The organism is Demequina gelatinilytica, assembly GCF_000971115.1.
Classification (GTDB): domain Bacteria; phylum Actinomycetota; class Actinomycetes; order Actinomycetales; family Demequinaceae; genus Demequina; species Demequina gelatinilytica.
This window is the reverse complement of the sequence record NZ_BBLV01000001.1, coordinates 129,354-142,091: the sequence shown is the minus strand read 5'-3', so window position 1 is coordinate 142,091 and position 12,738 is coordinate 129,354. Positions and strand designations below refer to the sequence as shown.

Below are 12,738 nucleotides of genomic sequence, written 5' to 3'. Positions count from 1 at the left end.
GATGCGCAAGGGGGTGGTGCGCACGGGGGTGATGCGCCGCCCGGCCGGCGGGGGGAGGGAGGCTCAGCCGAGCAGCGGGGCGCGATCGCCCACGTAGCCGGGGCGCCCGACCGTCTCGACCTCCGTGCCCTTCGCCGCGTAGCGCTGCGCGAAGATCAGCGTCGCCGGCTGGCCGCGCTCGTGGGCGAGGACCATGACCGCGGTCTCGTCGCCCTCCTTGCTGGTGAGACGCCCGTCCCACACGATCGCGAGACGTTCGGCGGTGCTCGACTCCGCCTTGGTGCGGGCGGCCTTGACCGCCGCCTGCGCGCCCACACCGGTGAAGGTGGTGATGGTGCGGTCGCCAGTGCCGCTCTCCTGCACCAGGGAGACCGCGAGGCCCTGGGGGGTGGTCAGGGAGCGCATGCCATGCTCCATCACGGCGAACACGAGCGCGTGGAGGGCGTCGCCTCCGGGGATGCCGGCCATCGGTCAGTCCTTCCTGTCGATGCTGAGGGAGAGATCCTCCCACCGATCCAGCTCGGCACCCAGCCGGTCCAGCTTGGCCCGGGTCTGCGTGACGGCGTGCCGGCCGCAGATGAGGTGGAGCGGCGGCTCGGGCTCGTCCGCGAGGCGCAGCATCGCCTCCGCGGCGGCGGCCGGGGACCCGGGCTGGTTGCCGGGCAGCGCGTGGATGCGATCCCAGAACGGGCGCATGACGTCCTCGTAGTCGGGGAGGATCTCCTGGTTCTTCGCACCGCTGGGGATCCACAGCGTGCGGATCGGGCCCGGCTCGAGCAGCGTCACCCGGATGCCGAGATGCGCCACCTCGGCGCTCAGCGCCTCCATGAACCCGGAGATCGCGAACTTCGAGGCGCAGTAGTACCCGAGGCCCGCGGAGCCCCGCACGCCGGCGATCGACGAGACGGTGAAGATATGGCCGCCACGCTGCGCGCGCAGGTGGGGAAGCAGCGCGGTGGTGACCTTGGCCGCGCCCCAGAAGTTCGCGTCCATGACCTCATGGGCGTCCTCCGCGCCGGACTCCTCGATGGTCGAGAAGAAGCCGATGCCGGCGTTGTTGACCAGCACGTCGACGCGGCCGAACCGCGCGAGGGCGGCGTCGACCGCGGCCTCGACCGCGGCATCGTCCCTCACCTCGACCGGGAGGGCGAGCACGGTGTCGGGGAAGCGCGCGACCAGGTCCTCGAGAGTCTCGGGGCGCCGCGCGGTCGCGACCACCCGATGGCCCGCCTCCGCGGCCTTCTCCGCGGTCGCGCGGCCGATGCCGGTCGAGCAGCCCGTGATGAACCAGACGGCCATGAGGTCTCCTTCGCTGTCAGGGATCTCCTGCCACGCTAACGCCGAAAGGTCCCGGTCCGCGGCCCGTGGGGGACCCGCCGTCCACCGACTGTTCAAGGCCCGGAAACATAGGATTAACCGCGCCGAAGCACAGTGTGAGGAATCTCTCACTAGCGTGAGGCGGGTGACTATCACACCACGTAGAGGCGCGTATCGCGCCAGCTCCGCAACCGTCCTGGGCGCCCTCGGCGTCTCCGTGCTCGCAGCGCTGCCGGCCTCCGCCGCGGCCCCGAGCGACCTGTTCTTCTCCGAGTACGTCGAGGGGTCGAGCAACAACAAGGCGATCGAGATCTACAACGGCACGGGCGCCGACGTCGACCTCTCCGCCTACTCCGTCGAGCTGTACTCGAACGGCCGCGTCGAGGGCGATGGCCCGACCGCGAACCAGGCGCTCAGCGGCACGCTCGCCGCGGGCGACGTCCTGGTCATCACGCACGCGAGCGCCGGCACGGCGCTCGCGGCGTACTCCGACCTCACCTCGGGAGTCGTGAACTTCAACGGTGACGATGCGCTGGTCCTCAAGCACAGCGGCGTGGTCATCGACTCGTTCGGCCAGGTCGGCGTCGACCCGGGCACCGAATGGCCCGGCGGCGGTCTCGACGACACCCTCACGCGCAACGCGGACATCTGCGCGGGCGACGCGGACCACCTCGACGCGTTCGACGCGTCCCTCGAGTGGACCGCCTCCGCGACCGACACCTTCAGCGGCCTCGGCTCGCACACCGCATCGTGCTCCGACGAGCCGCCGGCGGACGTCGCGCCGACCGTCGCGAGCGTGGTGCCGGCAGACGGCGCGACCAACGTCGCCGTCGACGTCACCCCGGTGGTGACGTTCTCCGAGGACGTCATCGCGAGCGACCCCTTCGAGCTGGTCTGCGACGACGAGGACGTCCCCCTGAGCTACTCCGGCTCCGGTGCGATCTACACCATCACACCTGACGCCGATCTCCCCGAGGCCGCCACGTGCGAGCTCACGGTCGACAGCATCGACGTCGAGGACAAGGACGGCGACGTCGACGTCATGGCGTCGGACTTCGTGTCCACGTTCAGCACGGTGGGCCTGGTGACCCCGATCTCCGAGGTCGAGGGCACCACCGACACGAGCCCGCTCGTGGGTCGGTCCGTCACCGTCGAGGGCGTCGTGGTGGGCGACTACGAGGGTGCGAGCCCGACGCTGCGCGGCTTCTACGTCCAGTCGCGCGACGAGGACCAGGACGGCGACGACGCCACCTCCGAGGCCGTCTTCGTCTACAACGGCTCGAACGACTCCGTCGCGGTCGGCGACGTCGTCTCCGTCACCGGCGTGGTCGCCGAGTACCAGGGCCAGACCCAGCTCGGCTCGGCCGTGATCGAGGTGCTCGACACCGGCGCGAGCGTGACGCCCACCGCGGTGTCGCTGCCGTTCCCGGACGCGGACTACGCCGAGCGCTACGAGGGCATGCTCGTCGAGTTCGCGCAGGAGCTCACGGTCACCGAGACCTACCTGCTCGGCCGCTTCAACGAGGTCATGGTCGCCGGCGACGGCAAGCTCGACCAGCCCAGCGCCGTCGTCGAGCCCGGTCCCGACGCGATCGCCCTGCAGGAGGCGAACAACCTCAACAGGATCAAGGTCGACGACTTCACCAACGCGCAGAACCTCGACCCGATGGGTCTGGGCGGCGGGCTGCTCGACGCGGAGAACCCGCTGCGCAGCGGCAGCACCGTGACCGGCCTGTCCGGCGTCCTCACCTACACGTGGGGCGGAGCCTCGGCCTCGGGCAACACGTGGCGCGTGCGCCCCGTGGACGCCTCCGCGCCGACCCCGGACTTCGTGAACGCGAACCCGCGTCCGACCGAGGCGCCCGAGGTGGGCGGCGACGTCAAGGTCGCGGCCTTCAACGTGCTCAACTACTTCCTCACCACCGAGTCGGGCACCGTGTGCGGCCCCGACGGGTACAAGCAGGAGTGCCGCGGCGCGGACTCCGAGGAGGAGCTGGAGCGCCAGACCGACAAGCTCATCCAGGCGCTCGTCGCTCTCGACGCCGACGTGATCGGGATGGCCGAGCTGGAGAACACCACCGGCGTGGAGCCGCTCGCGGCGCTCGCCGCCGCGATGAACGAGGCGACCGGCAGCGCATCGTGGTCCTACGTGGACACGGGCATCGTCGGCACCGACACCATCCGTGTCGGCTTCCTCTACGACTCCGCCACGGTGTCCGAGGTGGGCGCCTTCGCCGTCCTCGACAACTCGGTGGACGAGAGCTTCGACGACGACAACAACCGTCCCTCGGTGGCGCAGACCTTCGAGGACGCGGACGGCGACACCTTCACGGTGGTCGCCAACCACTGGAAGTCGAAGGGCTCGTGCCCCTCGACCGGCGAGAACGCCGACCAGGGTGACGGCGCGAGCTGCTGGAACGGTGCGCGCACCGCGGCGGCGACGGCGCTCGTCAACTGGCTCGACACGTACCCGACCGGTGTCGAGGACGACGACTACATCATCATGGGCGACCTCAACTCGTACGGTCAGGAGGACCCGATCCAGGTCCTGCGCGAGGCCGGCTACGTCGAGCTCGCCGACGACTACTCGTACGTCTACGACGGCCAGTGGGGCTCGCTCGACTACGCGTTCGCCTCGGCGTCGATGGCCGAGCAGGTCTCGGACGCGGCGCACCTCCACATCAACTCGGATGAGCCGACCGTGATCGACTACAACACCGAGTACAAGACGGAGGAGCAGCTCGAGTCGCTCTACGCGGCGGACATGTACCGCACGTCGGACCACGACCCGGTGCTCATCGGCCTCGAGCTCGGCACCACCCGCGTGCAGGTGCTCGGGACCAACGACTTCCACGGTCGCATCCTCCCGACGCTCAGCAGCGGCCAGGCCGGAGCCGCGGTGATGGCCGGTGCCGTCGCGCAGCTCGAGTCGGAGTACACCAACTCGGTGTTCACCGCCGCGGGCGACCTCATCGGCGCCTCGACGTTCGAGAGCTTCGTCGCCAAGGACAAGCCGACCATCGACGCCCTCAACGCGATGGGCCTCGACGTCTCGGCCGTGGGCAACCACGAGTTCGACCAGGGCTACGAGGACCTGATCAACCGCGTCATGGGCGACTACGACGAGGAGACCAACCCGTACGGCGGCGCGACCTGGGAGTACCTGGGCGCGAACGTCCGCAACGAGGACGGCTCCCCGGCGCTCGAGGAGACCTGGATGGTCTCGTTCGACAACGGCACCGCCTCGACGGATGACGATGTGAAGCTCGGCTTCGTCGGCGTCGTCACCGAGGAGACCCCGTCGCTCGTGTCGCCCGCCGGCATCGAGGGCCTGGAGTTCGAGGACGAGGCCGTCGCGGCGAACCGCGCGGCCGCGGTGCTCGAGGAGGAGGGCGCCGACGCGATCATCCTGCTGGTGCACGAGGGTGCGCCGACCACGGCCTACGCGGACGCGGTCGACACCGGCAACAACTTCGGCAAGATGCTCTCCGAGCTCGACGACAGCATCGACGCCGTGATCTCGGGCCACACGCACCTCGCGTACGCCCACGAGGTCCCGGTGCAGGGCTGGATCGACGAGGGACGCGCCGTCACGGAGCGCCCGGTGGTCTCGGCCGGTCAGTACGGCATGTACCTCGACCAGCTCATCCTCACGTTCGACAACGCGACGGACGAGCTGGTGGGCGTCGACATCGACACGATCAACCTGACCGAGAAGGTCGACCCGGCATGCACCAGCTCCTGCGAGCTCGTGTTCCCGGCCGACCCCGACGTGCAGGCGATCGTGGACGCCGCCGCCGCCAACGCCGCGGTGCTCGGCGCCCAGTCGATCGGCGAGCTCACCGAGCCGCTGTACCGCGCACGCACCGCCGCCAACGGCGAGGCGCGCGGCGGGGAGTCGACGCTGGGCAACGCGGTCGCGACGGTCCAGCTCTGGGCCACCGAGGCCAACGGGGCGCAGATCGCCTTCATGAACCCCGGCGGTCTGCGTGCGGACCTCCTGGGCGACGCCGCGGGCACGGGCGAGTACCCGACCAGCGTGTCGTACAAGCAGGCGAACACCGTGCAGCCGTTCGGGAACACGCTCTCGACGCTCACCCTCACGGGTGCGCAGATCAAGGCGGTGCTCGAGCAGCAGTGGCAGCCCGACGGCTCGTCGCGTCCGTTCCTCAAGCTGGGGACCTCGGACGGCTTCGAGTACACCTACGACCCGACCGCCGCTCGCGGCGAGCGCATCCTCCAGATGTGGCTCGACGGCGTGGCGATCGACCTCGAGGCGGAGTACACCGTCGCTGCCAACGCGTTCCTCGCCGCCGGCGGTGACAACTTCACCGCCTTCCGCGAGGGCACGGACCTCAAGGACAGCGCCCGCGTCGACTTCGACGCGATGGTGGACTACCTTGCGGAGCTCGGCAGCCTCGGCACCGACTACGACCAGCACGCGGTCGGCGTCACCGCCGCCTCGCTCGAGGCGACGGCCGGCGAGGAGCTGTCGTTCGACCTCAGCTCGCTGATGTTCACCGGTCCGTCCGACCTTCACGACGACAACGTCGTGGTGAGCCTCGGCGGCGACGTGCTCGGCACCTTCCCGGTGACCAACGAGGTCGTCACCAGCTCCTACGACGACAACGGCACCGCCTCGGTGACCGTCACCATCCCCGAGGGCCTCGTGGGCGAGCAGCTGCTCGAGATCGAGGGCGACGTGACGGGTACCTCGTTCGCCGTCGCGATCGAGGTGGCGTCCGCGGAGCCGGCGGCGTTCGAGTCGGCACCCAAGCCGGTCATCGAGGGCGAGCCGCGGTTCGGCAGCACGCTGAGCGTCGACCTGGGCGAGTGGGAGCCGACCCCGGCGACCTACACGTACCAGTGGCTGCGCAACGGCGAGCCGATCTCGGGTGCGACCCACCCGACCTACCGCATCCGCAAGTCCGACATGGGCAAGCGCGTCACCGTCAAGGCGACCGCCTCGCTCGAGGGCTACGTCACCACCACGGTCAAGGCGACCCCGGTCAGGGTCCTCAAGGCATGGGACACCCCCGCCCGTCCGCACATCGCGGGCACGGTCAAGCCGCGCCACACCGTCGCGGCCCCGACCGTCGCATGGTCGCCCAAGCCCGACACGGTCACCTACCAGTGGCTGCGCGACGGCAAGCCGATCAAGGGCGCGACGGACAGCACCTACACCCCGCGCTTCTGGGACAAGGGCCACCTCATCAAGGTGCGCATCACCGCGGAGAAGGACGGCTACGTCACCGACTGGGTCAACTCCATGCCTCGGCTGGTGAAGTAGCACCACGGCGCATACGCGACGGGGCCGGGCCGCATGGCCCGGCCCCGTTCGCGTCTCCCCGCCACGAGGCGTTCCTAGACTGGGCGGCGTGACCTACCTCGACCACGCCGCGACCACGGCCCTGCGTCCCGCCGCGCGCGAGGCCTGGCTCGCGGCGGCGGAGGAGACGGGCAACCCGTCCTCGCTCCACGCCGCGGGCCGGCGTGCGAGGGCCGTGGTCGAGGATGCGCGCGAGCGGATCGCCGCGGCGCTCGGCGCGGACGCGCCGGAGGTGATCCTCACCTCGGGCGGCACGGAGGCGGACAACCTCGCCATCAAGGGTCTGCATTGGGGACGCGTCGCGGAGGACGGGGCGAGGCGGCGGCTGGTGGTCTCCGAGGTCGAGCATCATGCGGTGCTGGACCCGGCGCGGTGGCTTGCCGACCGGGGCGACGCGAGCCTGGCCGAGCTCCCGGTGGACCCGGCGGGACGCGTCGACACGACGGTCCTCGCGGACGCGATCACGTCCGAGACCTCGCTGGTGAGCGTCATGTGGGTGAACAACGAGGTCGGGACGGTGCAACCGCTCGCGGAGGTGGTCGCGGCGGCGTCCGCGCTCGGCGTGCCGGTCCACACGGATGCCGTGCAGGCGGTGGCGCACCTCGACGTCCACCTCCACCGCAGCGGGGTCGACGCCCTCACCGTCTCCGCCCACAAGGTGGGCGGCCCGGTGGGCGTGGGCGCGCTGCTCGCGCGCCGCGGGCTCCCGCTCGTGCCGCTCGCGCACGGCGGAGGTCAGCAGCGGTCGGTGCGCTCCGGCACGCTGGACGCACCCGGCGCCGCGGCCTTCGCTGCGGCCCTCGAGGATGCCGTCGCGGAGCGCGTCGCGGAGCGCGCCCGGCTCGAGGCGCTCCGCTCGCGCCTCGTCGAGCGGCTCCGGGCCGTGGCGCCCGAGGCGACCGTCACGGGCCCGCGCGACCCCGCGCATCGTGCCCCCGGCATCGTCCATCTGGTGATCCCCGGGGCGCGGGCCGAGTCCGTGCTGTTCCTGCTCGATGCCGCCGGGATCGCGGCCAGCTCCGGCTCGGCGTGCACCGCCGGGGTGGTGCAGTCGAGCCACGTCGCGATGGCCATGGGATGGTCGGCGGACGATGCCGCGTGCACCCTGCGTCTGAGCCTGGGCCGCACCTCCACCGCGGCGGACGCCGACGCCCTGGTGGCCGCGCTTCCCGACGCGATCGCGCGCGCGAAGGCGGCCGCGAGCCGCTGAGCCGCTCAGCAGGGGTCGCCCACCAGCGTCGGGTGCGCCTCCTGCGTGGGCTCGTCCTGCCTGCTCGTCGCGCCGTGCGGCGCGGGAAGGATCCGATCGAGCCATCGCGGCACCCACCACGCACGGCGGCCGAGCAGGGCCATGAGCGCCGGTACCAGCACCATGCGGATGAGCGTGGCGTCGAGGATGATCGACGCCGCGAGGCCCACCCCGAACACCTTGATCGTGGGGTCCGCGTCGAACGCGAAGCTCGCGAACACCGCGATCATGATGACCGCCGCGATGGTCACCACGCGTCCCGAGCTGCGCATGCCCGCGACGATCGCGCCGGGGGCGTCCCCCGTGCGGTCCCAGTGCTCGCGCATCGCGGTCACCAGGAACACCTCGTAGTCCGTGGAGAGACCGAACAGCACGGCGAACAGGATCATGGGGACGAACGCATCGAGGGCCACGGGGCCGTCGAGGCCCAGCAGGGACGCACCCCAGCCCCACTGGAACACCGCGACCACGACGCCGTACGCCGCAGCCACCGAGACGAGGTTGAGCAGCGCGGCCTTGAGGGGGACCAGCACCGAGCGGAACGCGACCATGAGCACCAGCATCGAGGCGGCGACCACAGCGGCCACCACCCACGGCAGGCGCTGGGCCACGCGGTCCTCGAGGTCGAGGCGCGTCGCGGTCGCGCCGCCCACATGCAGCTCGGATCCCTCGGGCGCCTCGATGGTGCGCAGGTCCTCGATGAGCACGGCGGTCGCATCGTCGTTCGCGTCGCCCGGCGGCGTCACGCGGGCGGTGGCGACCGCGGGGTCGGTCGCGAGCGGGACGAGCGGGGTGGACGACGCGCCGCCCGCGTCCGCGATGGCCGCGGACAGCTCGACCAGCCGCGGGTCGCTCGCCCCCGTGGCAGGCGTATCGAGCCGCACGGCGACGGTGAGGGTCGCGTTGGCGCCGTCGCCGAAGCGGTCGGCGCGAAGGTCGTACGACGTCCGCGACTGCGTCCCCTCGGGGCGGTCGCCGGGGCCGGTCGTGCCGAGCGTGAGGCTCAGTGCCGGCGCGGCCAGCACCGCGAGCGCCGCGAACGCGCCGATGGCGCTCGCCCACGGTCGCGCCACCACCGACCGCGTCACGCGCGCGATCCACCTGCCCTCGTGCGAGCCGCGGCTCGCACGAGGCGTGAGCCGAGGCGCCATCAGCGTGAGGAGCGCCGGCGTGAAGGTGAGCGCGGTCACCACGACGACCGCGACGACGATCGCCGCGGCGTAGCCCAGCCAGCCGATGAACGCGACGCCTGAGAGCGCGAGCGCACAGATGGCGAGCGCGACCGTGGTGCCGGCGAAGGCCGCGGCGGTGCCGGCGCTCCCTGCGGTGGCGATCACCGCGTCGCGCGGCGCCGTGCCGCGCGCGAGCAGCTGGCGCATGCGTGCCACCTGGAAGAGGGCGTAGTCGATGCCGACCCCGAGGCCGATCATGGTCGCGAGCGTCGGCGCGATCTCCGGGATGGAGGCGGAGTGGGAGAGGAGCCCGAGCATCGCGAGTCCGGTCCCTACAGCGACCACGCCGGCGACGACGGGGGCCGCCATCGCCGCGATCGACCCGAGGCCGATGCTGAGCGCGACGATCGCCGCGGCCAGGCCCACGGCCTCGCTGAACCGGGTGTGCGTGAGGTCGAGGGCGCGCGCGAGGTCGCCGGCGGCCGCGACCTGCCACCCGTCGACCGAGCCGCGCTCGAGCACGTCCCGGATGGCGTCCAGCTGGGACTCCGTGAGGTCGTCCGGATCGACGGCGAGCGGGACGCTCACCGCGGTGCCGTCGTGCGAGAGCGAACCGCGCGCCATGGCGCTCGCGGGATCCGCGAGCGGGTCCTCGATCGCCTCGCCGGCAGCCTCGGCGAGCTCCTTGAGCACCGTGTCGAGACGCGCTGCCGCGGCGGGACCCGTGAGCGCGACCGGGGCGGCGACCACGATGCTCGACGTCGCGCCCTCGGGGATCTCCGCGAGCAGCTCGGCTGCCACGGCGGAGTCGGATCCCGGCACCGTGAGCTCGTCGGAGTACGCCGCGCCGACGACGCCCAGGGACACCGCGAGAGCGGCCATGAGCACGGCCCACGCCGCGAGCATGGTGCGCGGCCGGCGCGTGGCCGCGCCGGCCAGGGCGGTGGCGAGATGTGTCATGAGTCCTCCAGCGGGCGGCAGTCGAGGGTGTCGGGGGTGGCGTCGAAGGTGAGCCGGAGGCCGTCGGGCGCGATCGCGACCGCGGCGAGAGCGGTGCCGGGGCAGCGCGCCGCGAGCGGGTCCTCGAGCGTGAGGCTCGTGCGGTCGTCGAGCACGATGTCGGGTGGGATCTGCAGCCCCGCCGCCTCGATCGAGAGCACGGTCGCGACGAGGTTCCCGTCGGTGGCGTCGAGGCCGATCCACACCGTGGCCGGCAGGTCGCGTGCGCCGAGCCCGACGTCGAGCCCGAGGGCGCCCGCGCCCATCCGGACCCCGGTGACCGCGAGCCCGGTCTCCGCGGCGAGGCGCGTCGCGAGCAGGTCCTCGACCTGCGCGGGAGGCACGGTGGCCGTCACCGAGGCATGGCGGGTGACGAGCGCGAGGAGCGCGGACGGGCCGGTGAAGCGGAGGTCCAGGTCCCCGGCGGCCGCCTGGTCGAGGCGTCCGTCGAGCTCGGCGCGCACCATGACCTCCGCGCCGACGGCGAGCAGCAGCACGACGGCGCAGGCCGTGACGGCGGTGAGGAGTCGGGTGGGCATGGCGACCATCCCACCGGGGCGCCCTGATGCGACGCTGACGCCTCCCTGACGGTTCGCTGACGATCAGGACGCGGGAGGCGTCGGCGCGCCGATCGCGGCGGGCAGCCACAGCAGCACGGTGGCGCCGCGATCGGAGTCGAGCACCTCGGCACGTCCGCCATGGGTGCGCGCCGCGGCGCCCACGATCGCGAGCCCCAGCCCCGAGTGGCGCGGGTTCCCCGGTGCGGTCGAGAAGAAGCGGTCGAAGACTCGCGTCCGCAGCTCGCGCGGGATGCCTGGGCCGTCGTCGGCGACCGTGACCGCCGCTCCGCCGTCGACGGCCTCGACGCGCACGTCGATGCGCTCGCCGCCGTGCTGGAGCGCGTTGCCCACGAGGTTGCGCACCGCACGGGTGAGCGCGGCGCGGTCGCCGACCACCGCGGGCACGCCGTCGCCCACGTGGCAGGTGAGCGCCGCGGCCGGTGCGACCACGCCGGCATCCGCGACCACCTCGCGCGCAAGAGCGCCCACATCGATGCGCTCGCGCGACGTTCGGGGAGCGGCATCGAGCCGCGCGAGGAGCCCGAGCTCGTCGACGATCGCGGCGAGCTCCTCCGCCGCGCCGATCACACGCTCGGTCGCATGCCGCCCGCGAGGGTTGTCGGGAGCGGCGCTCAGCGCCACCTCGGCCCACCCCTGGATCTTCGCGACCGGCGTCCGGAGCTCGTGGGAGGCATCGGCGACGAAGTCGCGCACCGCGCGCTCCGCCTCGGTGCGACGGCGCAGCGCATCGTCGACCGAGGCCGCCAGGGCCATGGTCTCGTCGTACGGTCCGCCGTCGGGCATCGGCTCGGCCTCGCCGGTGCGCGCGATGCGTGCGGCGGCGGCGGCGACCTCCTCGACAGGGGCGAGCGAGCGGCGCACGACCGCACGTCCCACGACGGCCAGGGCGGCCGCGCCCAGCAGCGCGACGGCGACCGCGATGAACGAGACGCGGCGCACGGTGGCGCGGTCCGAGGTCACGTCGAGCGCGACCAGCACGCGGGCGACGGGCTCCTCGGGTCCGTCCTCGGTGCGCAGCGTCAACCCCTCAGTCGCGATCGTCTCCGCGACGTAGACCCGATCGCCGAGCGTGAAGCGCAGGCCCTCGCCGGGCTCCGCCTCCACCGGGAGCGCACGCACGTCGAGCGCCTCCGGTGCGATCGCCCTCACCGAGCCGTCCGCGGTCACGAACGCGACCGCGCCGCCGGTGGGCAGCACCCGCGACACGCGCGCCTCGCTCAGCGTCGTGCCTGCGGCGTCGGCACGCTCGACCGTTGCGACCGCGGCGGCGAGCGTCTCCTCGGCCGCTGCCCGGAGGTGCAGCGAGAGCGCGCCGACCACCAGGCCGGCGACCGCGACGAGGCCGATCGCGAGGACCGCTACCACGCGACCCACCAGGGTGGACTCGAGCGACCGGCGGCGGGTCACGCGGGGTCCTTGAGCATGTAGCCGAAGCCGCGCACGGTCCGGATGAGGTCGGGCTCGCCGAGCTTGCGCCGGAGCGTGGAGACGAACCGCTCGACCACCTGGCCGTCGCCGCCGAAGTCGTAGCCCCAGATCTCGTCGAGCAGCTGCGCCTTCGACAGCACGCGGCCCGCGTGGAGCGCCAGGTGCTCGAGCAGGCGGAACTCGGTCGGGGTGAGGTCGAGCGGGGTGCCCGCGCGCGTCGCGCGCACCCCGTCGACGTCGATCTCGAGGTCGGCGATCGCGATGGTCCGCGCCGCCGAGGCAAGAGGGCCGCGGCGGCGCAGCACGGCCTCGACGCGTGCGAGCAGGGTGGACATCCGGAACGGCTTGCCGACCACATCGTCCGCGCCCGCACGCAGGCCGCGCACGTGCTCGTCCTCACGCCCCTCCGCGGTGACGATGATGATCCCCACCTCCGGATGGCGCGCGGCCAGGTGGGCGACCAGCTCGTGCCCGCTGCCGTCCGGCAGCCCCAGGTCGACCAGGACGAGCGCAGGCGGCTCGCGGCGGACGGCCTCGCGGGCCTCGGTGACGGATCCGGCCGTGGTCACCGCGTAGTCGGCCATGCCGAGCACGGTCGCGAGGAGGTCGGCCATGTCCGGGTCGTCGTCGACGACGAGCACGGTGGTCGGGGCCACGGATCCT

8 protein-coding genes are annotated in these 12,738 nt (G+C 72.7%); 2 read left to right on the top strand and 6 right to left on the bottom strand.

Features of this window, described 5'->3' with window-relative positions:
* Positions 1–63 precede the first annotated feature (63 nt).
* Entirely contained in the window at positions 64–468 is a 405-nt protein-coding gene (locus AOM00_RS00650) for a hypothetical protein (protein ID WP_062515950.1), read from the bottom strand.
* Positions 469–471: 3 nt separating this feature from the next.
* Positions 472–1,299: an oxidoreductase gene (locus AOM00_RS00645; protein WP_062515949.1), complete on the bottom strand. Its 828-nt coding sequence runs from the start codon at positions 1,297–1,299 to the stop codon at positions 472–474.
* A gap of 163 nt (positions 1,300–1,462) precedes the next feature.
* On the opposite strand from AOM00_RS00645, the gene AOM00_RS00640 reads away from it, so the two are divergent.
* Positions 1,463–6,607 (top strand): ExeM/NucH family extracellular endonuclease, encoded by a 5,145-nt coding sequence (locus AOM00_RS00640; protein WP_187329850.1) that lies wholly within the window; start codon positions 1,463–1,465, stop codon positions 6,605–6,607.
* A gap of 88 nt (positions 6,608–6,695) precedes the next feature.
* The gene (locus tag AOM00_RS00635; RefSeq protein WP_062515947.1) at positions 6,696–7,856 is read left to right on the top strand and encodes a cysteine desulfurase family protein; all 1,161 of its coding nucleotides are present in this window, start codon (positions 6,696–6,698) and stop codon (positions 7,854–7,856) included.
* Positions 7,857–7,861: 5 nt separating this feature from the next.
* Here the strand turns inward: AOM00_RS00635 and AOM00_RS00630 are convergent, their stop codons facing one another.
* From AOM00_RS00630 to AOM00_RS00615, 4 genes are all read right to left on the bottom strand, one after another.
* Positions 7,862–10,027, bottom strand: coding sequence for an MMPL family transporter (locus AOM00_RS00630; RefSeq protein WP_062515946.1), 2,166 nt, complete (start codon positions 10,025–10,027; stop codon positions 7,862–7,864).
* Entirely contained in the window at positions 10,024–10,605 is a 582-nt protein-coding gene (locus AOM00_RS00625; protein WP_156158955.1) for a hypothetical protein, read from the bottom strand. Before AOM00_RS00625 ends, AOM00_RS00630 begins: the two co-directional genes overlap by 4 nt.
* 63 nt (positions 10,606–10,668) lie before the next feature.
* Positions 10,669–12,054, bottom strand: coding sequence for a sensor histidine kinase (locus AOM00_RS00620; RefSeq protein ID WP_062515944.1), 1,386 nt, complete (start codon positions 12,052–12,054; stop codon positions 10,669–10,671).
* The gene (locus AOM00_RS00615; protein WP_062515943.1) at positions 12,051–12,731 is read right to left on the bottom strand and encodes a response regulator transcription factor; all 681 of its coding nucleotides are present in this window, start codon (positions 12,729–12,731) and stop codon (positions 12,051–12,053) included. Before AOM00_RS00615 ends, AOM00_RS00620 begins: the two co-directional genes overlap by 4 nt.
* Between the last annotated feature and the right edge of the window lie 7 nt (positions 12,732–12,738).

Coding starts and splice junctions, on each gene's coding strand:
- AOM00_RS00650 (WP_062515950.1), bottom strand. CDS start 468: ATGGCCGGCATCCCCGGAGGCGACGCCCTCCACGCGCTCGTGTTCGCC.
- AOM00_RS00630 (WP_062515946.1), bottom strand. CDS start 10,027: ATGACACATCTCGCCACCGCCCTGGCCGGCGCGGCCACGCGCCGGCCG.
- AOM00_RS00625 (WP_156158955.1), bottom strand. CDS start 10,605: ATGCCCACCCGACTCCTCACCGCCGTCACGGCCTGCGCCGTCGTGCTG.
- AOM00_RS00645 (WP_062515949.1), bottom strand. CDS start 1,299: ATGGCCGTCTGGTTCATCACGGGCTGCTCGACCGGCATCGGCCGCGCG.